Source organism: Devosia sp. A449, assembly GCF_054489375.1.
Window position 1 is genome coordinate 313,688 of record NZ_JBTMWU010000002.1, and the last position, 20,256, is coordinate 333,943.

Consider the following 20,256-nt stretch of genomic DNA (forward strand, 5'->3'; position numbering starts at 1 on the left):
CGCCTTGTCTACCCCTGCGCCGCCATCACGCAAAGCGATATTGCTGAATGGGCGCCATCAATGCTGGTGATGACCCCAGTAACAGCAACGCCGGGCACGAGGCCCGGCGCTGCTGTCGTTTTGCTGGCGTTGGATCAGGCGGTCTGCTTGACCGCGATGCCGGCGGTCTGCAGATGGGTCTGCAATTCGCCCGCCTGGAACATCTCGCGCACGATGTCGGCGCCGCCGACGAATTCGCCCTTGATGTAGAGCTGGGGAATGGTCGGCCAGTTGCTGTAGGCCTTGATGCCGTCACGCAGCTCTTCGCTTTCCAGCACATTGGCGCTGCCATACTCGACCCCGAGATAGCTCAGGATCTGCACGACCTGGCCGGAAAAGCCGCATTGCGGAAAATCCGGCGAGCCCTTCATGAACAGGAAGATGTCGTTGTTCTTTACCTTGTCGTCGATGAAGGCGTTGATGTCGGTCATGGGAAGAGCCTTTCGATAGCCGGGGTCAAGGCCCGGTTGCTGCTGCCCCTTAAATAGGACAGCCAAAGGGCGCTGTCGAGATGGTCGCCGGCGCGTTACTGCGTCGCGCCGGCAGATTTTACGCGAGGCCGGCGAGTACCTTTTCCATCGCGGCGAAGTATTCCGGCCAGGCCTGCATGGCGCCCTGGTAGGCCTGTTCCTGATCCGGGCGGAAGCCGGACTGTTCCAGACGCAGGCGGGTGCCGGTGCTGGTGGCGGTGAGCGTCCAGGTGACGACGCTTTCAAGGCCAAAGGCGTCCCATTTATATGACAGCATCTTGTTCGGCTCGACCTCCTGGACCTGGCAGTCGACCCCGCCCCAATCGGCAGTGAACTTGAAGCTGTGGCCGGCGACGGGCTTGAAATCGCTCTGCATCAGCCATTCTGCGATCAGCTCTGGCTGGGTCAAAGCGCGCCAGATTTTCTCCGGCGGGAAGGCGACCTCACGTTCGACAATAATAGTGCGGGTCTCGGTGGCGGTGGTGCTCATTGGTCCATCCTTTTGAGTAGGTCTTCGAGGTGGTCGATCCGGGTTTCCCAGAACCCGGCCATCTGGCTGGTCCAGTCGACCAGTGGGGCGAGGGCGTCGGGCTGGGCGCTGTAATGCGTCTGCCGGCCGTCCTGCCGGTCCCGCACCAGCCCAGCCTGCTTCAGCACGCCCAGATGGCGGGACACCACGGGCTGCGACACCCCGGCGCGTGCCGTCAGCGCCCCGACTGTCTTCTCCCCTTCGCGGCACAGCCGCTCGAACAGCGCCCGGCGAGTCGGATCGGCAAGCGAACGAAAGATCACATCATGGGTGTTCAACATCACGATCCATACCTCGTTGGCTATGAATTGATGTATAGCTGCGCAGCTATGGATTGGTCAAGAAAAATGCGCCGGTCAGCGTAGCCGCTGCGCGATCCAGGGGTGAGCGACGCAATCCTCGATTGTGTCGAACTGCACTGCCTCCCAGCCATGCCGCCGCGCGCCGTCGATCACCTTCGGCGTATCGTCAAACAACAAGGGCGGTTCGGACTGCGGGCCGATGCGGTGCTCGATAAAATCAAAGAATCCCTTTTCGGGCTTCCGCACGCCGGCACGCGCCGAATAGAAAATGTCCTCGAACAATTCGCTCAGCCCCAGCGACTGCCACAGCCAGAGCGCCCGCATATGGTCCTGGTTGGTGGCGATATAGAGCCGCAAATCATCACGCGCCTTGAGTTGGCGCACGATATCGAGCAGCGGCTGGTTCAACACGCTGTCCCGGCTCAGCCAATACTGGGCGAAGACCATGGTCGAGCCCCGATAGCCAAGCGCGGGCAGGCGGCGGTCCAGTGCCTCGATCAGCGACATCTCGCCGACCACCACCTTCTTGATGAAGATATCGAAGATGAATTCGGCGCGGAACCGCTCGGGATCGACCCCGAGGTCGGCCAGCAAATTGGCATCCCAGTGGCGCTGCAATTCGGGCCGCGCGTGATAGCCATGCACCAGCACGCCGTCGACATCGAAAAATACCGCGCGGGTCACCGTCGCGCCGGCATTGCGCCAAGCCCGACAAGGACTTCGCCGGGAATACTCAATTCCTGAATCACATCAGTGTGCCGCCGAAAGCCGATCAGTTCGCGCTGCACGAAATAGGCCCAGACGGCGCTGCGGGCTTGGGTCAGCCGTTCGGCGCGGTCAGTGTCGGCCGTGGCCAAAGCCGCAATGGTGGCGATCACCTTGCGTTCCGCCGCGCTGAGCGAGGAGGCGCGCTCCGCGAGAATCTCATGCTCGATTGCCGCCGTGCCGGCATCTGGCCGGACGGTGCGGATCAAATCGAGAGAATCGCGGAGCGACACGCTCGCTTAGTCCGGTACGCTGGTCTGCAACGCCAGCGCGTGCAGGGCGCCGCCCATGTCGCCCTGCAGGGCGGCATAGACGAGTTGATGCTGCTGCACCCGCGACTTGCCGCGGAACTGCTCGGAAATCACCGTGGCAGCATAGTGATCGCCGTCTCCGGCGAGGTCACGGATCTCGATTTGAGCATCGGGCAGAGCTGCCTTGATCCGGCGTTCAATTTCGCTGGCATCCATGGCCATGGCTCTTGCTCCTGCAAACAGGCCGGCAAACGGGCCGGCGACCCCCATGATATGGCATGGGGGTGCGGCACCTTCAATACGGCGCGGCTATTGGGCGCCGAGCGGGGTTGCGTCCTGCTCGGTGGAGAAGTTGGCGATGATGGAATCGACCATCGGGCGCGCCTCGCCGGCGACCTCGGTGGCGAAAATGCAGTCCAGCGTATAGCCGTTATCGTTGGCCACGGTTTCGGTGTGGACCAGGGTCAGCGGCCCGCCTTGCGGCGACTCGGTGCTGGTGCCCTCATACATCAGGGCGGCATTGCTCTGGTAATTGGTGATCGAGCGGGCGCCGAGCACAAAGCCGGGGAAGGTGTCGCTCCAGCCGGCGGTCACGGTGGCCTCGTCCAGCGCCGCCAGGGCGCCTTCGGCGGTCCAGCCGGTGTCTTCCACGGGCACCACGGTCAGCACGCATTGCAGCGGCGCGCCGGGGTGGTTGATGGTCAGCGGGCCGCCTGGTTCGCCACTCGCCACCATCATCTCGGGATAGATCAGCGTATAGGGCTGGTCCGGCAGCGGCGAGCCGGTGACGGTGAGATTCTGAGCAAAGGCGGACACCGGCACGAGGCTAACGAAAATGGCTGCAAGGCAGCCGATTGCCGGGCTTAAACGCATCGTAATCTCCAGAAAAAAAAGAACGCCGCCCTGGAGCAAAGCACTCCAAAGAGCGGCGATCATAAGGCAGAGGCGCTGATTATGCAGCCGCGCCGTCCATGAAGCTGGGGAACCAGCCTTCATGCGCCGCTTTGAGTGCGGCCACGGCGACTGGCTTGGCGGCGCCAAGCACCAGATCGCTGCCGCCGGTGGTGCCGATCCAGGGCGCGAACTCGCCCAGGGCTTCGGCTTCTTTCCACAGCGCCGCCAGTTCGTCGCCCTGCGGGTCGAGCTTGACCGTCAGCAGATAGCGACCCTGATCCTCGCCGAAATACTGCAGCACCGGGTTCTGATCCTCGAGATCGGTCACGGTGGCGCCAATGCCCGAGGCAACCGCCATTTCGGCCAGGCCAACCGCCAACCCGCCATCCGACAGATCGTGGCAGGCGGTGGCGACGCCCGAGCGGATCAGCTTGCGGACGAAATCGCCAGTGCGCTTCTCATGGGCAAGGTCGACATGGGGTGCGGGGCCATCCTTGCGGCCGAACAGGTCGCGCAGATAGATCGACTGGCCCAGATGCGTGCCGCGGCTCGGCGGCGCGCCGACCAGCAGGATCACCTGATTTTCGGCGGCAAAGCCGATGCGGGCCATCTGGCTCCAATCGGGCAGCAGGCCGACGCCGCCAATGGTCGGGGTCGGCAGAATGCCGCGGCCATTGGTTTCGTTGTAGAGCGAGACGTTGCCCGAAACGATCGGGAACTCCAGTGCCGTGCAGGCCTCGCCGATGCCCTTGATGGCATGGACCAGCTGGCCCATGATTTCGGGGCGTTCGGGATTGCCGAAATTGAGGTTGTCGGTGGCGGCCAGCGGCTCGGCGCCGGTTGCCGTCAGATTGCGCCAGGCTTCGGCCACGGCCTGCTTGCCGCCCTCATAGGGGTCGGCTTCGCAATAGCGCGGCGTCACGTCGGAGGTGAAGGCCAGGCCCTTGGTGGGATGGCCTTCGACGCGGATCACGCCGGCATCGCCACCGGGGCGCTGCAGCGAATTGCCCTGGATCAGCGTATCATATTGCTCATAGACCCAACGCCGCGAGGCCACCTGATGGCCACCCATCAGCTTGAGCAGCGCATCGGCCACATCCATCTGCGGCACGTCATCGGCCGCCAGCGGGGCTGGCGTGGTCGGCGCGATCCAGGGGCGGTCATATTCGGGGGCTTCGTCACCGAGATCCTTGATCGGCAGATTGGCGACTTCTTCGCCCTGCCACATCACGCGGAAGCGCAGATCGTCGGTGGTCTTGCCGACCGTGGCGAAATCGAGTTCCCACTTCACGAACACGGCGCGGGCTTCGGCTTCCTTGGCCGGATGCAGCACCATGAGCATGCGCTCCTGGCTTTCGCTCAGCATCATCTCGTAAGGCGTCATGTGGGTTTCGCGCACCGGCACCATGTCGAGGTTCAGCTCGATGCCGAGGTCGCCCTTGGCGCCCATTTCGACGGCCGAGCAGGTCAGCCCCGCCGCGCCCATATCCTGAATGGCGATCACCGCACCGGTGGCCATCAGTTCGAGGCAGGCTTCGAGCAGGCGCTTTTCGGTGAATGGGTCGCCAACCTGAACGGTGGGGCGCTTTTCCTCGATATCGTCGCCAAATTCGGCCGAGGCCATGGTGGCACCACCGACGCCGTCGCGGCCGGTCTTGGCCCCGAGATAGACGACGGGCAGGCCGACGCCTTCGGCCTTGGAATAGAAAATCTTGTCGGTATCGGCCAGGCCCGCCGCGAAGGCGTTGACCAGGATATTGCCGTTATAGCGCTCGTCGAATTCGACCTCGCCGCCCACGGTGGGCACGCCGAACGCATTGGCATAGCCGCCGATGCCGGAGACGACGCCCGACACCAGATGGCGGGTCTTTTCATGGTCGGGCGAACCAAAGCGCAGGGCGTTCATCGCCGCCACCGGGCGGGCGCCCATGGTGAAGACGTCGCGCAGAATGCCGCCCATGCCGGTGCCCGCGCCCTGATAGGGCTCGATGAAGCTGGGGTGGTTGTGCGATTCCATCTTGAAGACGATGGCCTGGCCGTCGCCAATATCGACCACGCCGGCATTTTCGCCCGGGCCCTGGATGACGCGCGGCCCGGTGGTCGGCAGCGTCTTGAGCCACTTCTTGGACGACTTGTAGGAACAGTGCTCGTTCCACATCGCCGAGAAAATACCCAGCTCGGTATAGGTCGGCTGCCGGCCGATCAGCGCCACGATCTTGTCGAACTCGTCCGGCTTGAGGCCATGGTCGGCGACGAGCTGGGGGGTGATGGTGATGTCGTTCTGATAGGGGGTCATGAGCGAATTGTCCGAGAGGGGCGGGCAAGCCATTGGTCGAGACCAATGATGATGAGGCACAGCACCGCGAGCAGCGCTGTCATGTAAACGGCATTAAGCGCGACCTGGGGATAGCCCAGCTTAATCGCGTTCAGAATGGGATAGGGATATTCCTGCACCCAGGCGCCGCGCGCCATGGCGTAGACGAAATACACCAGCGTCGGCACCAGCATCAGCGGCAGATTGCGCCAGACCAGCCGGCCATGGCGCTGCGCCACGCCCCACCACAGCAGATAGAGCAGAGGGCAGAGGTAATGCAGCAGATTGTCGGCCAGCAGCCAGAGGTCGGTCAGCACCGACAAATGCCGCAGCACGAAGAATACGAAAATACTGACCAGCGCGATATTGGCGGCCATCAAGCCGCGCAGCAGCGGGCTGCGGAACAGCTCCAGCCAGCGGGCGGGCAGGATTTCGGAGAGATAGATCAGCACCAGCGCGATGTTGGTGAGGATCGTATAATACGAAAAGAAGCTGCCGAGCGAGCCGGGCAGGTCGCGGCCACTGCTCAGCATGTTCGACATGGACAGGCTGAATTGCAGCCCCAGCCCGCCCACACCAAATATCAGGCCAAGCCCCAGCAGCAAGCGGGCTGGGGCGATTGGCGCACGCACATTCATCAGGCGGCCTGACCCAGCAGCCCCGAGAACAGGGCCCGTCCATCATTGCCGCCATGCGCGGCTTCGATGAGGTTTTCCGGGTGCGGCATCAGCCCGAGCACGTTCTTCTGCTCGTTAAAAATGCCGGCGATGTTGTTGATCGAGCCATTGGGGTTGGTGCCTTCCGCATAGCGGAACGCCACCTGGCCATTGCCTTCGATCTGGGCCACGGTCTCGGCATCGGCAAAGTAATTGCCGTCGTGATGGGCTACCGGGCAGCGGATGATCTGGCCCTGCGTATAGCCACGAGTGAACTCGGTGCTCGCATTGGCGACCTCGAGCTTGACCTCGCGGCAGACGAATTTCAGGCTCATATTGCGCATCAGCGCACCGGGCAGCAGCCCGGCTTCGATCAGGATCTGGAAGCCATTGCAGACGCCAAGCACCTTGACGCCCTTGGCGGCGCGTTCGCGCACCTTGTCCATGATCGGGGAGCGCGCGGCGATAGCGCCACAGCGCAGGTAATCGCCGTAGGAAAAACCGCCCGGAATGACGATCAGATCGACATCGGGAAGCTCGGCGTCCTGATGCCAGACCGTCTGGGGGGCGGTACCGGAAACCTTGGTCAGCGCCGCGATCATGTCGCGGTCGCGATTGAGACCGGGGAAGACGATGACTGCGGATTTCATCGGCTGGTCCTCGCTAAAATGGGGGTAGCGAGGCCCTTGTGATGAGTCTTGCAGGAAAAGGCAAGGGCCGGAACTGCATATCCCGGCCCCGTTGGGGGAATGGCGCTTTGGCGCTACTCGGCGGGCGTCACCACGGCGCCATCGCGGCCCCGGCGCGCGCCCTGCGTGCCCGGCAGATGGGCCCAGGCGGGACGCTCGAACAGGAACTTGCCAAAGCCGATCCGCTCGACGATCCACAGCAGCACCAGCGGCGAGACGATGGAAATCGCCATGATGGCCACACTCAACACACTTGCGTCATCGACGCCCAGCTTGATCAGCAGGGTGCGCGCAATCCCCATCGGCAGCACGAAGGCCACATAGACCACCAGCGATTTGGAACCCATCCAGCGCAGCCAGTCCATAAAGGGCAAGCGGGCCAACAGGGCAGCCAAGACGCAGAGCGCCGCCGTGCCCACCAGCGCCAGCGCCAGATGCAGGCCGGGAAGGCCGGCCAGCCCCATCACCGGATGGATCGGGTGCATCTCGAAGCCCGGCGAGAATACCAGTGCCGCATTGAGCACGGCCCAGACGACCAGCCCCGCGACCGCCAGCAGCGGACGCTCCACAGCGCGGCCGACCAGCTCGAACAGTTTTGGCGCCAGCACGAAGCCGGCATAGAAGAACACGAAATATTCGGCGAACTGGTCGACCAGATAGCTGCCGGTATGGATGTTGGCCATCTGCAGGATCGCCGTTACGGCAAACACCGCCCAGACCGGGGCGCGCAGATCGCGCAGCAGCTTGGTGGCGGCGCTGACCACGGCCAGCATGTAGATGAACCACAGCACGCCATAGGGCTGGATCACCGCCCAGGCGATCTGCTCGGCGGCGCCGACCGGATCGGTACTCGGCAGGCCGACCTTGAAGATGATGTGGATCAGCGCCCACAGCGCGTAAAAATACAGATAATGCACCACGCGGCGATCGGCATAGGCGCGCCAGGGGCGGTCGATGACTCGGGACAGAAACAGCCCGGAAATCAGGAAGAATTCCGGCATCCGGAACGGGGTGGCAAAGGCGATGGCCCAATGCAGCACGCCGACGCCGCCGGTATCCTCGCCGACGCTCGACGCCGCATACATCATGACGACGAGGAAAATCGACAGGCCCTTAGCCATGTCGACCCAATCGAGTCGCTTGTCAGTTTCGGCCATCTGCCGCCCTCCGCAATTATTGCGGCGCATTATACGGCCAGGGGCGATGCTGAGAGGTTACGACTTGCCGACAGGATTAAGCCAAATGGTGAACTGGTAAGCATTTAGCTAAATGCCGTCAGTCGATCCGGCAGGGCGGCTAAATTTACAGCGGCACCGAGGCATAGGCTGCGAATAGCAGGCCCATGGTGGCGACGAACATGACCGACAGCGAAATGGTTTTGAGCATGGCAAAATGGTCCTGCGCCAAGAGGCGGCGCGGAAAGAGTAAGCGCCTGAAGGCGTTAATTTGAGATTTCGACCGCGTAGTTTTCGATCACGGTGTTGGCCAACAGCTTTTCACACATGCTGGTAAGCGCAGAACGCGCCGCTTCCACGTCGGTTCCCTCCAGCACCAGATCGAAGACCTTGCCCTGCCGCACGGAGGACACTCCGTCAAAGCCGAGGCTCTTCAGCGAGCCTTCAATGGCCTGGCCCTGGGGATCCAGGACGCCGGCCTTGAGGGTGACGGTGACACGCGCTTTCATCTCAATACCCTAATGCTATGCCTATTGAACCAGACGCGGACCAGTGGTCAGCGCATTGTCCGTTTCGACCAGAATGCCAAGCCGCTGGGCGACTTCGCGGTAATTCTCGATCAGCCCGCCAAGGTTTTCGCGGAAGCGGTCCTTGTCCATCTTGTTGCGGGTCTTGATGTCCCACAGACGGCAGCTGTCCGGGCTGATTTCGTCAGCCAGCACGATGCGCATCAGGTCGCCTTCATACAGGCGCCCGCATTCGATCTTGAAATCGACGAGCTGGATGCCAACGCCCATGAACAGACCGGTCAGGAAGTCGTTGACTCGGATGGCGAGGCTCATGATGTCGTCGAGTTCGGCAGGGGTTGCCCAGCCGAAAGCGGTGATGTGCTCTTCGCTGACCATCGGGTCATGCAAAGCATCGTCCTTGTAGCAGAATTCGATGATCGAACGCGGCAGCTGGGTGCCGGGCTCGAGCCCGAGGCGCTTGACCAGCGAGCCGGCCGCATAATTGCGCACGATGATCTCGAGTGGGATGATTTCCACTTCCTTGATCAGCTGCTCGCGCATGTTGATGCGCTTGATGAAGTGAGTCGGGATACCCAGGCCGTTGAGCTTGGTGAACACAAATTCCGAGATTCGGTTGTTCAGCACGCCCTTGCCATCGATGATCTCGTGGCGCGCGCCGTCACCGGCGGTCGTGTCGTCCTTGAAATACTGCACCAGAGTGCCCGGCTCAGGACCTTCAAAAAGGATCTTGGCCTTGCCCTCGTAGATTTTGCGACGACGGTTCATTGGCAAATCCAACCATTGGCAGGAGGGGGGAGATTTGGCCGCTTCATGCGCCAGATCATGGCGCAAAGGCAAGCCCTTTTGCATTATGGCTGGGGATGGCGGCTGCGCGCCCCCTGCATAAGGTCGCAGCATCCGCGCAAGTTGATTTGGCAGGCCGAACCACTTATGTCGAGGGACACGCGCCGGAGCGGCGGTAATGTCTATGCGCAGCGGGAGAGTTACATGAGTAATTTCGACGATCGGCAGAAGGGCCAGGAGGCCAAGTTCGCCTTCGACGCCGAAAAGAAGTTCAAGGCGGAAGCCCGCCGCAACAAGCTGGTCGGCATCTGGGCCGCCGAGCTGCTGGGCCTCACCGGCGATGCTGCCAATGCCTATGCCGCCGAAGTGGTGGCTGCCGATTTCGAGGAAGCCGGCGACGAGGACGTGTTCCGCAAGGTCGCGGGCGACCTCAAGGCCAAGAATATCGACATTGGCGAAGACGTGATTCGCCAGAAGATGGCGCAGCTGGTGCAGGTCGCCAACGAGCAGATCGCCGCCGAAGGCTAAGCGCAGCCAGTCTAACCAGTTTGCCAGGGGGAGCTGATCGCATGATCGGCTCCCCTTTGCTTTGTGCCGTTCCGGGTACATAGTATCGCGCCAGCAGGGGGGGACACATGCGCGGCGCTATTCGGTATCTTGGTCTGATCGTCGCCATTCTGGGCGGCATGTTGATAGGCGGCACGGCCTTTGCCCAGGGCAATGACACGCGGGTGATCGTGCCCGACCTGCCCGGCGGGGCCATCGTTTCCGGCTGCTATCGCAGCACCGGGCACATCTACGGCAAATATCGCTTCGAGTTCTGCCTGCAGCAGCGCGGCAGCTATGCCGTTTCCGGCGGCGGCGTGCGTTGCGCCGGTCGACTGGACTGGAGCGGACGCGGCGCCGAGGTCAGCGTGCAATTGCGACGCACCTCCTGCGGCAATGGCGTCGCCTGGAGCGCCGACACCATGACCTGCCGGCCCAATCTGCTGCTGGGTCTGCTCGGCCTGATCCTCAATCCGGAGCGGCCATTCCTGTCCAGCCTTACCTGCAATTATCGACCGGTAGCCGGTTCGGAAGCGCCGACGCGCTTCACCGTGCGGCGGATCAACTAAGCCTGCAGTCGCTGCATCAGCCGGGTAAACATCAGCAGACCCTCGGGCCAGGGACCGTGGCCCGAGGCGAGATCGATGCGCCCGGCCTCACCGGCCTGATGGAAGTCCGAACCCCAGCAGGTGGCAAATTCCACCGCGCGGTCGAGCGAACAGAGCGGGTCATTGCTCGACGCCACCAGCATGGAGGGGAAGGGCAGGGGATCGCGCGGAATCGGCCGGAAACCGAAACTGGCTTCGGGCGCATCCGGGTTGAGTTCGATATCGGGCGCCGCCACGAGAAAGGCGCCGCGCACATTGTCGGGCAGGCGCGGCGCGGCATGCACCAGCGCAATCACCGCCAGCGAATGGGCCACCAGCACCACCGGGCGCGTGGTCAGCCTTGCCGCCTGATTGATGGTCTCGGCCCAGTCATCGAGGTCGGGCTCGTGCCAATCGGCCTGGTCGACAATGGCAGCGCTGGCGATGCGGTCAGCCCAGCGCAATTGCCAGTGGCCGGGCAGGCAGTCGCCCAGATCGGGCAGGATCAGCAGGTCGCATTCCGAGATTTTCATGTGCGGTCCGTCCTTGGGCGCATGAAGGCCGCCATCGGCTCCGTCATGCCGATGTGGCGATAAAAGCCCTCGGCGTTGGGCTTGGAGAGCAGCACGATGCTGACCTTGGGGCCGAGCAGTTCCGCCGCTGTGTCGAGCAGGGTCTGGCCGATATGGTTGCCCTGCTGTCCTTCGACAACCGCCAGATCAATGCAATAGCAGACCCAGTGCCAGTCGGTGATGGCGCGGAACAGGCCGAGCAGGGCGCCGGTCTCGTCGCGCGCGGTCACCAGCAGATCGGAGTGATCCAGCATGGCCTGCAGCCGCTCTGGATTGGCCAGGGGGCGTCCCTGGCCAAGCGTGGTGGCACCGACGCAGGCGACATAGTCAGCAGCACTAAGGCTGGTTTCGCGTGCGTAGGTGATCATGGCGTCAGGCGTCGAAGACGCGCTGGAAGATCGTGTCGACATGCTTGAGATGATAGCCATCATCGAACATGGCGTCGATTTGTTCATCCGACAGAGTCACTTCGGGGTCGGATTTGAGGTTCTGGGCAAACAGCCCGGCGCGGTCGCCGCGATGTTCCCACACCTTCATGGCATTGCGCTGCACGGCGGCATAGCTGTCCTCGCGGCTATAGCCGGCCTGGGTCAGCGCCAGCAGCACGCGCTGCGAATTATGCAGCCCGCCCAGCAGGTCGAGATTCTTGCGCATGTTCTCGGGATAGACCACCAGCTTGTCGATGACGCCGGTGAGGCGCGCCAGAGCGAAGTCCAGCGTCACGGTGGCGTCGGGGCCGATCATGCGTTCCACTGACGAGTGCGAAATATCGCGCTCATGCCACAGCGCCACGTTTTCCAGCGCCGGCACCACCATGCCGCGCACCAGCCGGGCCAGACCGGTGAGGTTTTCGGTGAGCACCGGGTTGCGCTTATGCGGCATGGCCGAAGAGCCCTTCTGGCCGGGGGAGAAGAACTCCTCGGCTTCCAGAACCTCGGTGCGCTGCAAATGGCGGATTTCGACGGCGACCCGCTCGATCGAGCTGGCGACGACGCCCAGCGTGGCGAAGAACATGGCGTGACGGTCGCGCGGGATCACCTGCGTCGACACCGGCTCGATGGCCAGGCCGAGCTTTTCGGCGACATATTCTTCAACCTGCGGGTCGATATTGGCAAAGCTGCCAATGGCGCCGGAAATCGCGGCGGTGGTAATCTCGGCCCGTGCTGCCACAAGACGCGCGCGGTTGCGGGTGAACTCGGCATAGGCTTCGGCCAGCTTGACGCCAAAGGTGGTCGGCTCGGCATGGATGCCATGGCTGCGGCCGATGGTGATGGTGTCCTTGTGCTCATAGGCGCGGCGCTTGAGCGCGGCGAGCAGGGCATCGACATCGGCGATCAGCAAATCAGCGGCACGGGCCATCTGCACCGACAGCGTGGTGTCGAGAATGTCCGAGCTGGTCATGCCCTGATGCATGAAGCGGGCGTCGGGGCCGACGATTTCGCTGAGGTGCGTCAGGAAGGCGATGACGTCATGCTTGGTGGTGCGCTCGATTTCGTCGATCCGCGCCACGTCGAAGCCATAGTCGCCGGTGGCGGCTTTGCGGGCATTCATCACGTCCCAAATATTCTGGGCGGCTTCCTTGGGCACCACACCGAGTTCACCCAGCTTGGTGGTGGCGTGCGCCTCGATCTCGAACCAGATGGCGAAGCGGGTCTCGGCCGACCAGATGGAGACCATTTCGGGGCGAGAATAACGCGGGATCATGGGTTTAGGCTTTCGGGTTCAGATTTTGATTCAGGCGGATGCAGCAGCGCGCAGCGCCGCAATCCGGGGAGCATAGGTGGCGGCATCATTGCCACCATAGACGGAGGAGCCGGCGACGAACACATTGCAGCCGGCCTTGGCGATGGCGCCGATATTGTCGGCGGTGACGCCACCATCGACCTCAAGGTCGATATCGCGATCACCGATCAGCGCCTTGGCCTGCGCCAGCTTGACCAGCGCTTCGGGAATGAAACTCTGGCCGCCAAAGCCGGGATTGACCGACATCACCAGCAACAGATCGATATCGCCGATCACATGTTCCAGCGCCGACACCGGCGTCGCCGGATTGAGCGCCACCCCGGCCTTCTTGCCCTCGGCGCGAATGGCCTGCAGCGTGCGATGCAGATGCGGCCCGGCCTCGGCATGCACGGTGATGATATCGGCGCCGGCCTTGGCAAAGGCCGAAATATAGGGGTCCACCGGCGCGATCATCAGATGCACATCAAACAGCTTGGTGGTGAGCTTGCGCACCGAGGCCATCACCAGCGGGCCAAAACTGATATTGGGCACGAAATGGCCATCCATGACGTCGACATGGATGTAATCGGCGCCCGCCGCGTCGATGGCGGTGATTTCTGCGCCAAGGCGCGAAAAATCGGCCGACAGGATCGATGGGGCGATGCGGATAGGACGGGCGGTCATGGATGAGGCACCTCAGCCGGAGGGGGTGAGGCTGCTATAGGGCGGGAGCGCCCGTGGGGCAAGCGCTTGCGCTCAGCGCCAGCACTGCGACAGATGGATTGCCCGGACAAGCCGGGCAATGACGATTGGAGGGTATCCGATCCCTCCCCACCGTCATCACCGGGCTTGTCCCGGTGATCCACCTTCCTGCTCAAACCAATCTCACCCTCCACTAAGCGTCACCCTCGGGTCAAGCCCGAGGGTGACGCTTAGTGGAGGAGGTAAAGTGCCAAAACTTATCCATCTTATCCCCGCCCCCAAAACCTCCTGTATTGTCTCCCCATCTCTCCGGGATACAGGCGGCGCTGCAGCGACCAGTGTCCGGAGGGACTGTCGGAGGGAGGGGAGGTCGCGCTCCCCTCCGGGCTGCGCGGAGAACATGAGTTGGGATGCTTCGGCTGAAATCTCATGGCTTAGGTTTCGCCTTCCCAATAAATCCCGGCGCCCCGAGGCGACTATCACCTCACTTTTTACTACTCTACTTCAGAGGCGGCAGTCGCCTCGGGGCTTCCGCCTGTTCTTTCGAAACCGCGCCCGGCGGCGCATGGTCACGCCCATCACAAACCGGCGATGCGACACCCTGCGCATTGCTTTGCCGGGCCGAGCGGCTAGAACCGGACCCAACAAGGAGCGTCAGTCAGTTGGAATTTTCTTGGCTATTGGTGTTCGGCGCGGGCGTGCTCAGTTTTCTGTCACCCTGCGTGCTGCCGCTGGTACCGCCCTATCTCACCTATATGAGCGGGGCGAGTTTCGAACAGTTGCGGGCCGATGACAAAGGCGCGGCGGCGTTGCAGCGGCGCGTGGCCGTCACCTCGCTGTTCTTCATCCTCGGCTTTTCCGCGGTGTTCATCACCCTGGGCGCCACCGCCACGGCGTTCGGCCAGGCGTTCCGGCAGGCGCTGCCGATCCTGACGCCGATTGCCGGCGTGATGATCATTGCCATGGGCCTGCATTTCCTTGGGGTCTATCGCATCGGCCTGCTCGACCGGCAGGTGCGGCATCAGGGGCCGGGCATGGCCAGTGGGCCGCTGGGCGGGTTCCTGCTTGGCCTGGCCTTCGCCATTGGCTGGACCCCCTGCATCGGGCCGGTGCTGGCCGCCGTGCTCTCGGTCTCCGCCAGCAAGAATACCGCCTGGGAAGGCGCTGGCCTGCTCGGCATTTATTCGCTGGGGCTGGGCGTGCCGTTCTTCCTCGCCGGCATTGCCATCGGGCCGTTCCTCGCCTTCTTCCAGGGCTTCAAGAAGCATTTGCAGACTGTCGAGCGCGTCATGGGCGGGCTGCTGGTGGTAACCGGCGTGTTGTTCCTCACCGGCAATTTCACCCGGCTGTCCTACTGGTTCCTCGAAACCTTCCCCGTGCTGGCCAATTTCGGCTGACAAGTAAGCAGGACTTAACCCTGCATCGAGTTTGCCAGCATCATCACGCCGAAATTCAGCACTGGTTTACCCCGCCGCGGCACAGTGTGGCTGCGATACGAGGGAACGATGCTGACACTCGACACGGCGGACACAGGCCCTTACCGGTCCAGCGCGCTCGCCGGAACACACGGCGAGCTCAGCGCAACCGTGACCAGTCGGATCGAAGATGTCGAAGCGCTATGGCGGACGCTGACCGCCACCAGCATCGAATCTCCCGGCCAGGGCTATGATTTCATCCGGCTGTGGATCGCCGACCGCAAAATCCCGCCGGCGCAGCAATGCTATGTCGTCGGGCGGGTCGATGGCCGGGCCATCGTCCTGTTGCCGCTCCATCGCAAGCGCGTCTATGGCTTGCCGGTGCTCACCTGGTTTCCCGGCTCCAACGCCGGTTGCTACGCTCCCATCGCCGATCATGACGCGCTGGCCGCGCTCAGTCCCGAACAGCGCGACGCCTTGTGGGCGGCGATGTCGCGAGAGCTGGGCGGCGCCGATCTGATCTATCTGCGCTCGATACCCATCGAGGTCGGGGGGCATGCCGGCCTGTTCGATAGCTTGGGCAGCACGCTAGCCGTCGAGGCAATCCATCGCTCGCAATATTCCAGTTGGGCCGAATGTGACACGCTGCAACGCAGCAAGTCGCGGCGCAAGCATGACCGCCAGCAAGGCGACCGGCTGACGGCGCTGGGCGCGGTCGACTTCGAAGAAATCCGCAATGGCGGCGACACCAGCTGCGCCATCGAGATCATGTTTCGGCAGCGCTCCGCCCGCTTCAAGGTGATGGGCATCCGCGACAGCTTCATCCTCGACCGGCTGGTCGGCTTCTATCAAAGCATGGCCGAAGCCGGTTCGGGCGTCGATGTACGGCTCCACATCCTGCGGCTCAATGGCGACATCGTCGCGGTGCGCTACAATATCGTGCATCACGACCGCATGTTCTGCCTGATTTCCTCGATGAGCGACGATCCGGCGATCCAGGGGGGCTCGCCCGGCAAGCAGTGCCTGCTGCGGGTGATGCAGACCGTGTTCGATGACGGCATCCGCATTTTCGACATGGGCAGCGGCTTCACCGACGAAAAGCGGCATTGGTGCAATGTGCAGACGCCGTTGCGCCAGCACTATATCGCCCTGACGCTGCGGGGCGCGGTGATCGTCAAAGCGCATCAGGCGTTCCAGAAGACGCGGGCAGCGATCAAGGGCAACAAGCAGCTCAAGGCGGCGGTGCGCGGCCTGCAGCAGGCTATGAACCGGGCACTTCGAGTCGGGCAGCCGGCGGCGCCAGAGCGCTCAGAGTAGCTTGAGGGCACGCAGCGAGGCGTGGCTGGATTTCCCGATAATGATGTGATCGTGCAAAGTTATCCCCAGGGGCTTGGCGATGTCCGATATTTCCTTGGTCATCCGCACGTCTGCCGATGACGGGGCAGGGTCGCCCGAGGGATGGTTATGCACCAGGATCAGCGCCGTGGCCGACAGCTCAAGCGTGCGCCGGATGACTTCGCGTGGATAGACCGGCGTATGGTCGACGGTGCCGGTCTGCTGCACCTCGTCGGCGATCAACCGGTTCTTTTTGTCGAGAAACAGAATGCGGAACTGCTCGATCGATTCGAACGCCATCTGGCTGCGGCAATAGTCGATCAACTGGTTCCACGAGCCGAGGATCGGCTTCTCCCGGTCGATCCGGCCACGCCCGAAGCGGGCGGCGACCGATTGGATCACCTTGATATGGGCGACCGAGGTTGGCCCCAGCCCGTCGATTTTTTCCAGCCGCGCCTGGCTGGCGTTGAACACGCCGGAGAACGAGCCGAATTCGCGCAGCAGGGTTTTCGCCAGCGCCTTGGTGTCGCGACGGGGAATCGCCAACTGCAACGCCAGCTCGAGCAGTTCGTAGTCTTCCAGCGCGTCGCCGCCGATTTTGAGGAAGCGCTCGCGCACCCGCTGGCGGTGTCCGGCCCGATCGTCAGGGGCTGGCCGCAGCGGCGCGAAGGCCTCTTCTGCCAGGCTGCCCGGTGATTCCTCGGGCTGGTCCGCCATCAGGCAACCCGTGCGGCCATGGGATTGAACAGGCCTCCGGGCGAGAGGGTGAAGATTTCGCAGCCGGTTTCGGTGATGCCGATGGAATGCTCGCACTGCGCCGACAGCGTCCGGTCGCGGGTGACGGCGGTCCAGCCATCGGAGAGGATTTTCACATGCGGACGGCCGAGATTGATCATCGGCTCGATGGTGAAAATCATCCCCGGCTTCAGCGGTACGCCGGTGCCGGCCGTGCCGAAATGGAGAATATTGGGTTCGTCATGGAACAATTGACCCAGCCCATGCCCGACGAAGTCACGCACCACGCTCATCCGCTCGTTCTCGGCCAGCGTCTGGATGGCAGCGCCGATATCGCCGGTGGTGTTGCCGGGCTTGGCCACGGCGAGGCCGGCTTCGAGGCTGGCATAGGTCACTTCGATCAGCCGCTCGGCCTTGCGGGAAATTTCGCCGACCGGATACATCCGGCTCGAATCGCCGTGCCAGCCATCGACCACCAGCGTCAGGTCGATATTGACGATATCGCCTTCGCGCATCGGGCGCTCATCGGGAATGCCGTGGCAGACGACATGGTTGATCGAGGTGCAGAGCGAGTGGCGATAGCCCTTGTAGAAGATCGTCGCCGGCACCGCGCCATTATCACGGGCGAACTCATAGGCAATCTTGTCGAGGGTCGAGGTGGGCACGCCCGGCTCGACATATTCGGTGAGAATGTCGAGCGCCTTGGCCGTCAACGCGCCGGCTTTGCGCATGCCGGCAAAACCCTCGCTGCCATGCAGCGGGATGACACCGGGGGTGCGGCGGGCTTTGGCGGGGGCATCGACGAAGGTAATCATGCAGGACTCCGGAGAACTACAGTCAAATTAGTCGCTTGGGACCGGGATTGGAAGGGCAAGGCGGTTCGCTTGACGCCGATATCCTGCGGGGGCATTGCTGGCAGAGAGCAAGCCACGGAATCGCCTCATGTCCAGCCCTGATACCATCACCGCCGCACTCCTCGTCATCGGCGACGAAATCCTTTCGGGCCGGACCAAGGACGTCAATATTGGCGCCACCGCCGATTTCTGCACCGATCTGGGGATCGAGCTGCAGGAAGTCCGCGTCGTGAGCGACGAAACCGACGATATCGTCGCCGCCGTCAACGCGCTGCGCGCCCGCTACACCTATGTGTTCACCACCGGCGGCATCGGGCCGACGCATGACGACATTACCGCCGACGCCATTGCCAAGGCCTTCGGCGTAAAGCTGCCGATCAATCCGGAAGCCCGCGCCATGCTGGAGACGCGCTGGAAGCAGACCGGCACCGAGGTCAACGAGGCCCGCCTGCGCATGGCGCGCATTCCCGAAGGCGCGACGCTGATCGTCAACTCGGTCAGCGCTGCGCCCGGCTTCCGCATCGGCAATGTGCATGTGATGGCCGGGGTACCGCTCATCATGCGGGCCATGCTCGAGGCGCTGGTGCCGGTGCTCAAGAGCGGCAAGAAGATCATGTCGGTCACCATCAAGGCGGCGGTGGGCGAGGGGACCATTGGCGGCCCGCTCGGCGCCTTGCAGGAGCAATTTCCGGACGTGAAAATGGGCAGCTACCCACAGATGGGCAATGACCGGATCATGACCGAACTGGTGCTGCGCTCGTCCGATGCCGACCGGCTGCAGGAGGCCGCCGGCAAGGTGCGGGCGATGGTAACGGAGGTCCACAACCGGGCCGGAGTCGCCATGCCCGAGCAGGAGGTCTATTGAGGCCATGCGCAGGCTGGGCATAATCACGCTGAGTTGTTGGCTCCGCCGTCCTTGTTTGCTAAGCACGATCCTCTGAATTTTCCGCGGCAATGCACAGCGCCGGCGCAGGAGACATGAATTGAACAACCCGAACCAGAAGTCGTTCCCGGTCTCCTGGGACCAGTTTCACCGCGACAGCCGCGCCCTGGCCTGGCGCCTGGCCGGGATGGGCACCTTCGATGCCGTGATCGCCATTGCCCGTGGCGGGCTGGTGCCGGCGGCCATCGTGGCCCGCGAACTCAATATCCGCACGGTCGAAACCGTAGCGGTCAAGAGCTATGACCATCAGAGCCAGAGCGGCATTCAGGTGCTCAAGACCATCAGCCAGCCGATCCTCGATATGGCGCGGAATGGTGGCAAGGTGCTGATCGTCGATGATCTGGTCGACACCGGCTCGACCGCCCGCGTGGTCCGCGAAATGCTGCCCGGCGCCCATTTCGCCACCGTCTATGCCAAACCCAAGGGCCGCGAGATGGTCGACACCTTCATCACCGAAGTTAGCCAGGACACCTGGATTTTCTTCCCGTGGGACCTCGACGTGGCCTATGCCGCCCCGATTTCCGGCGGCACGGACTGAGGAGAAGTCCTGGTGCGGGCGGCGGGACTCGAACCCGCACGGCTAGCGCCGAGGGATTTTAAGTCCCTTGTGTCTACCATTCCACCACGCCCGCTTGCGGATCGTGTTTGTCACAAGGCGGCGGACAAGACAATTGCGCGCCGCAATTCTTCCCCGGAGACCAGATGATCGAGAAAATCGAAACCGGCATTGCCCCCTCATCCTCCCCCATCAATGATGCGGTGCGGGCGGGCAAGCAGGTCTGGCTGGTGGCGATTGCCGAAGATCCGGTGACCGGCGAGATCGTCGAAGGCGGCATCGAGGCGCAGGCACGGCGCTGCATCCAGAATCTCGAGATCGGCATCAAGGCCGCCGGTGGTTCGCTGGCCAATCTGGTGATGCTGCAGATTTTCCTCATCGACAGCGCCGATGCCAAAGGCATGAACACGGTCTATCGCGAGTTCTTTACCCAGCAGCCCTATCCGGTGCGAGCGACGGTGGTGGTCAAGGAATTGCTGGCCAAGGGCCTGCGCATCGAGATCACCGCGCAGGGGGTGTTGGACTGATGCTGCTCAAGCGCGACCTGCTCGAAGACATCAAGGCCGGCAAGGTCGATCTGGTGTTCCGTCGCTGGAGCCGCCCGAGCGTTAAAGCCGGTGGCACGCTCAAGACCAAGGTTGGCCTGCTGTCGATCGGGGCGATTGACGATATCAGCCCCGACGATGTGACTGACGCCGAGGCGCAGCGTGCTGGCTTTCGCGACGTCGCCGACTTCCGCAAATGGCTCGACACGATGAAGCCGGGGCATTTGTTCCAGCGCATCGAAGTCAGCTATCTCGGCGAGCTGCCCGAATAGCATCGGACCGAAAAGTGCGCAGCGGTTTTCGGACGAATCCGATGCGCAAACAAAGAACTAAAGCGCACGTTCTGA

At 63.0% G+C, this 20,256-nt stretch carries 27 protein-coding genes and 1 tRNA gene; 8 read left to right on the forward strand and 20 right to left on the reverse strand.

Going from position 1 to position 20,256, the window contains the following annotated elements:
• Positions 1-134: 134 nt before the first annotated feature.
• The 13 genes from grxD to purC all read right to left on the reverse strand — a co-directional run bounded on the left by grxD (position 135) and on the right by purC (position 9,379).
• On the reverse strand, positions 135-470 hold the full coding sequence (gene grxD, locus ACX3OW_RS07220) for a Grx4 family monothiol glutaredoxin (RefSeq protein WP_459095082.1): 336 nt from the start codon (positions 468-470) through the stop codon (positions 135-137).
• Positions 471-588: 118 nt separating this feature from the next.
• Entirely contained in the window at positions 589-999 is a 411-nt protein-coding gene (locus ACX3OW_RS07225; RefSeq protein ID WP_459095083.1) for an SRPBCC family protein, read from the reverse strand.
• Complete coding sequence (locus ACX3OW_RS07230) at positions 996-1,319, reverse strand: ArsR/SmtB family transcription factor (protein ID WP_459095470.1); 324 nt, start codon at positions 1,317-1,319, stop codon at positions 996-998. The genes ACX3OW_RS07225 and ACX3OW_RS07230 overlap by 4 nt, the downstream gene beginning before the upstream one ends.
• A gap of 75 nt (positions 1,320-1,394) precedes the next feature.
• A complete protein-coding gene (locus tag ACX3OW_RS07235) occupies positions 1,395-2,024 on the reverse strand; it encodes an HAD family hydrolase (RefSeq protein ID WP_459095084.1) in 630 nt (209 codons plus the stop codon).
• Positions 2,021-2,338 (reverse strand): DUF6665 family protein, encoded by a 318-nt coding sequence (locus tag ACX3OW_RS07240; protein WP_459095085.1) that lies wholly within the window; start codon positions 2,336-2,338, stop codon positions 2,021-2,023. The genes ACX3OW_RS07235 and ACX3OW_RS07240 overlap by 4 nt, the downstream gene beginning before the upstream one ends.
• Positions 2,339-2,344: 6 nt before the next feature.
• On the reverse strand, positions 2,345-2,578 hold the full coding sequence (locus ACX3OW_RS07245; RefSeq protein WP_459095086.1) for a BolA family protein: 234 nt from the start codon (positions 2,576-2,578) through the stop codon (positions 2,345-2,347).
• A gap of 87 nt (positions 2,579-2,665) precedes the next feature.
• A complete protein-coding gene (locus ACX3OW_RS07250) occupies positions 2,666-3,229 on the reverse strand; it encodes a hypothetical protein (RefSeq protein WP_459095087.1) in 564 nt (187 codons plus the stop codon).
• A 79-nt stretch (positions 3,230-3,308) separates the two neighbouring features.
• A complete protein-coding gene (gene purL / locus ACX3OW_RS07255) occupies positions 3,309-5,546 on the reverse strand; it encodes a phosphoribosylformylglycinamidine synthase subunit PurL (RefSeq protein ID WP_459095088.1) in 2,238 nt (745 codons plus the stop codon).
• Positions 5,543-6,202 (reverse strand): Pr6Pr family membrane protein, encoded by a 660-nt coding sequence (locus ACX3OW_RS07260; protein WP_459095089.1) that lies wholly within the window; start codon positions 6,200-6,202, stop codon positions 5,543-5,545. Before ACX3OW_RS07260 ends, purL begins: the two co-directional genes overlap by 4 nt.
• Positions 6,202-6,870 carry a phosphoribosylformylglycinamidine synthase subunit PurQ gene (gene purQ, locus ACX3OW_RS07265; protein WP_459095090.1) on the reverse strand — a complete coding sequence of 223 codons (669 nt, stop codon included), beginning with the start codon at positions 6,868-6,870 and terminating at the stop codon, positions 6,202-6,204. The genes ACX3OW_RS07260 and purQ overlap by 1 nt, the downstream gene beginning before the upstream one ends.
• Positions 6,871-6,983: 113 nt before the next feature.
• A complete protein-coding gene (locus tag ACX3OW_RS07270) occupies positions 6,984-8,066 on the reverse strand; it encodes an acyltransferase family protein (RefSeq protein WP_459095091.1) in 1,083 nt (360 codons plus the stop codon).
• 284 nt (positions 8,067-8,350) lie between these two features.
• Entirely contained in the window at positions 8,351-8,593 is a 243-nt protein-coding gene (gene purS / locus ACX3OW_RS07275) for a phosphoribosylformylglycinamidine synthase subunit PurS (protein WP_459095092.1), read from the reverse strand.
• A 21-nt stretch (positions 8,594-8,614) separates the two neighbouring features.
• Positions 8,615-9,379, reverse strand: a complete 765-nt coding sequence (gene purC, locus ACX3OW_RS07280; RefSeq protein WP_459095093.1) for a phosphoribosylaminoimidazolesuccinocarboxamide synthase — start codon at positions 9,377-9,379, stop codon at positions 8,615-8,617.
• Between the two features lie 222 nt (positions 9,380-9,601).
• Here purC and ACX3OW_RS07285 point away from each other — a divergent pair, with 222 nt between their 5' ends.
• Positions 9,602-9,925 (forward strand): DUF1476 domain-containing protein, encoded by a 324-nt coding sequence (locus ACX3OW_RS07285; RefSeq protein ID WP_459095094.1) that lies wholly within the window; start codon positions 9,602-9,604, stop codon positions 9,923-9,925.
• Positions 9,926-10,032: 107 nt separating this feature from the next.
• Complete coding sequence (locus tag ACX3OW_RS07290; RefSeq protein ID WP_459095095.1) at positions 10,033-10,512, forward strand: hypothetical protein; 480 nt, start codon at positions 10,033-10,035, stop codon at positions 10,510-10,512.
• Here the strand turns inward: ACX3OW_RS07290 and ACX3OW_RS07295 are convergent.
• Genes ACX3OW_RS07295 through rpe form a run of 4 tightly spaced genes read right to left on the reverse strand, consistent with a single transcriptional unit; the run spans position 10,509 to position 13,508 of the window.
• A complete protein-coding gene (locus ACX3OW_RS07295; RefSeq protein WP_459095096.1) occupies positions 10,509-11,063 on the reverse strand; it encodes an RBBP9/YdeN family alpha/beta hydrolase in 555 nt (184 codons plus the stop codon). The genes ACX3OW_RS07290 and ACX3OW_RS07295 overlap by 4 nt on opposite strands.
• On the reverse strand, positions 11,060-11,470 hold the full coding sequence (locus ACX3OW_RS07300; protein ID WP_459095097.1) for a GNAT family N-acetyltransferase: 411 nt from the start codon (positions 11,468-11,470) through the stop codon (positions 11,060-11,062). The genes ACX3OW_RS07295 and ACX3OW_RS07300 overlap by 4 nt, the downstream gene beginning before the upstream one ends.
• A 4-nt stretch (positions 11,471-11,474) precedes the next feature.
• Positions 11,475-12,806, reverse strand: a complete 1,332-nt coding sequence (gene purB / locus ACX3OW_RS07305) for an adenylosuccinate lyase (protein WP_459095098.1) — start codon at positions 12,804-12,806, stop codon at positions 11,475-11,477.
• A 30-nt stretch (positions 12,807-12,836) separates the two neighbouring features.
• A complete protein-coding gene (gene rpe, locus ACX3OW_RS07310) occupies positions 12,837-13,508 on the reverse strand; it encodes a ribulose-phosphate 3-epimerase (RefSeq protein ID WP_459095099.1) in 672 nt (223 codons plus the stop codon).
• A 680-nt stretch (positions 13,509-14,188) separates the two neighbouring features.
• On the opposite strand from rpe, the gene ACX3OW_RS07315 reads away from it, so the two are divergent.
• Together ACX3OW_RS07315 and ACX3OW_RS07320 are read left to right on the forward strand one after the other, a co-directional pair.
• Positions 14,189-14,923, forward strand: coding sequence for a cytochrome c biogenesis CcdA family protein (locus ACX3OW_RS07315; protein ID WP_459095100.1), 735 nt, complete (start codon positions 14,189-14,191; stop codon positions 14,921-14,923).
• A 189-nt stretch (positions 14,924-15,112) separates the two neighbouring features.
• Positions 15,113-16,258 (forward strand): GNAT family N-acetyltransferase, encoded by a 1,146-nt coding sequence (locus tag ACX3OW_RS07320; protein ID WP_459095101.1) that lies wholly within the window; start codon positions 15,113-15,115, stop codon positions 16,256-16,258.
• Here ACX3OW_RS07320 and radC read toward each other — a convergent pair.
• Both radC and map read right to left on the reverse strand, forming a co-directional pair.
• The gene (gene radC, locus ACX3OW_RS07325; protein WP_459095102.1) at positions 16,250-16,993 is read right to left on the reverse strand and encodes a RadC family protein; all 744 of its coding nucleotides are present in this window, start codon (positions 16,991-16,993) and stop codon (positions 16,250-16,252) included. The two genes, ACX3OW_RS07320 and radC, sit on opposite strands and share 9 nt — an antisense overlap.
• Positions 16,993-17,826: a type I methionyl aminopeptidase gene (gene map, locus ACX3OW_RS07330; RefSeq protein ID WP_459095103.1), complete on the reverse strand. Its 834-nt coding sequence runs from the start codon at positions 17,824-17,826 to the stop codon at positions 16,993-16,995. The genes radC and map overlap by 1 nt, the downstream gene beginning before the upstream one ends.
• Before the next feature lie 127 nt (positions 17,827-17,953).
• Between map and ACX3OW_RS07335 the strand changes: the two genes are divergently transcribed.
• The gene (locus ACX3OW_RS07335; protein WP_459095104.1) at positions 17,954-18,730 is read left to right on the forward strand and encodes a competence/damage-inducible protein A; all 777 of its coding nucleotides are present in this window, start codon (positions 17,954-17,956) and stop codon (positions 18,728-18,730) included.
• A gap of 118 nt (positions 18,731-18,848) precedes the next feature.
• Positions 18,849-19,346 carry a xanthine phosphoribosyltransferase gene (gpt, locus tag ACX3OW_RS07340; RefSeq protein WP_459095105.1) on the forward strand — a complete coding sequence of 166 codons (498 nt, stop codon included), beginning with the start codon at positions 18,849-18,851 and terminating at the stop codon, positions 19,344-19,346.
• 10 nt (positions 19,347-19,356) lie between these two features.
• On the opposite strand, the gene ACX3OW_RS07345 is transcribed toward gpt, so the two are convergent.
• Positions 19,357-19,440 (reverse strand) — tRNA-Leu (locus ACX3OW_RS07345).
• A gap of 70 nt (positions 19,441-19,510) precedes the next feature.
• On the opposite strand from ACX3OW_RS07345, the gene ACX3OW_RS07350 reads away from it, so the two are divergent.
• Both ACX3OW_RS07350 and ACX3OW_RS07355 read left to right on the forward strand, forming a co-directional pair.
• Positions 19,511-19,891, forward strand: coding sequence for a RidA family protein (locus ACX3OW_RS07350; protein ID WP_459095106.1), 381 nt, complete (start codon positions 19,511-19,513; stop codon positions 19,889-19,891).
• The gene (locus ACX3OW_RS07355) at positions 19,891-20,181 is read left to right on the forward strand and encodes an ASCH domain-containing protein (RefSeq protein ID WP_459095107.1); all 291 of its coding nucleotides are present in this window, start codon (positions 19,891-19,893) and stop codon (positions 20,179-20,181) included. Before ACX3OW_RS07350 ends, ACX3OW_RS07355 begins: the two co-directional genes overlap by 1 nt.
• Positions 20,182-20,256 lie beyond the last annotated feature (75 nt).

Coding starts and splice junctions, on each gene's coding strand:
- map (WP_459095103.1), bottom strand. CDS start 17,826: ATGATTACCTTCGTCGATGCCCCCGCCAAAGCCCGCCGCACCCCCGGT.
- ACX3OW_RS07245 (WP_459095086.1), bottom strand. CDS start 2,578: ATGGCCATGGATGCCAGCGAAATTGAACGCCGGATCAAGGCAGCTCTG.
- purL (WP_459095088.1), bottom strand. CDS start 5,546: ATGACCCCCTATCAGAACGACATCACCATCACCCCCCAGCTCGTCGCC.
- ACX3OW_RS07285 (WP_459095094.1), top strand. CDS start 9,602: ATGAGTAATTTCGACGATCGGCAGAAGGGCCAGGAGGCCAAGTTCGCC.
- ACX3OW_RS07270 (WP_459095091.1), bottom strand. CDS start 8,066: ATGGCCGAAACTGACAAGCGACTCGATTGGGTCGACATGGCTAAGGGC.
- ACX3OW_RS07290 (WP_459095095.1), top strand. CDS start 10,033: ATGCGCGGCGCTATTCGGTATCTTGGTCTGATCGTCGCCATTCTGGGC.
- grxD (WP_459095082.1), bottom strand. CDS start 470: ATGACCGACATCAACGCCTTCATCGACGACAAGGTAAAGAACAACGAC.
- radC (WP_459095102.1), bottom strand. CDS start 16,993: ATGGCGGACCAGCCCGAGGAATCACCGGGCAGCCTGGCAGAAGAGGCC.
- purQ (WP_459095090.1), bottom strand. CDS start 6,870: ATGAAATCCGCAGTCATCGTCTTCCCCGGTCTCAATCGCGACCGCGAC.
- ACX3OW_RS07250 (WP_459095087.1), bottom strand. CDS start 3,229: ATGCGTTTAAGCCCGGCAATCGGCTGCCTTGCAGCCATTTTCGTTAGC.
- rpe (WP_459095099.1), bottom strand. CDS start 13,508: ATGACCGCCCGTCCTATCCGCATCGCCCCATCGATCCTGTCGGCCGAT.
- purC (WP_459095093.1), bottom strand. CDS start 9,379: ATGAACCGTCGTCGCAAAATCTACGAGGGCAAGGCCAAGATCCTTTTT.
- ACX3OW_RS07230 (WP_459095470.1), bottom strand. CDS start 1,319: ATGTTGAACACCCATGATGTGATCTTTCGTTCGCTTGCCGATCCGACT.
- ACX3OW_RS07260 (WP_459095089.1), bottom strand. CDS start 6,202: ATGAATGTGCGTGCGCCAATCGCCCCAGCCCGCTTGCTGCTGGGGCTT.
- ACX3OW_RS07300 (WP_459095097.1), bottom strand. CDS start 11,470: ATGATCACCTACGCACGCGAAACCAGCCTTAGTGCTGCTGACTATGTC.
- purB (WP_459095098.1), bottom strand. CDS start 12,806: ATGATCCCGCGTTATTCTCGCCCCGAAATGGTCTCCATCTGGTCGGCC.
- ACX3OW_RS07350 (WP_459095106.1), top strand. CDS start 19,511: ATGATCGAGAAAATCGAAACCGGCATTGCCCCCTCATCCTCCCCCATC.
- ACX3OW_RS07355 (WP_459095107.1), top strand. CDS start 19,891: ATGCTGCTCAAGCGCGACCTGCTCGAAGACATCAAGGCCGGCAAGGTC.
- ACX3OW_RS07295 (WP_459095096.1), bottom strand. CDS start 11,063: ATGAAAATCTCGGAATGCGACCTGCTGATCCTGCCCGATCTGGGCGAC.
- ACX3OW_RS07225 (WP_459095083.1), bottom strand. CDS start 999: ATGAGCACCACCGCCACCGAGACCCGCACTATTATTGTCGAACGTGAG.
- ACX3OW_RS07335 (WP_459095104.1), top strand. CDS start 17,954: ATGTCCAGCCCTGATACCATCACCGCCGCACTCCTCGTCATCGGCGAC.
- purS (WP_459095092.1), bottom strand. CDS start 8,593: ATGAAAGCGCGTGTCACCGTCACCCTCAAGGCCGGCGTCCTGGATCCC.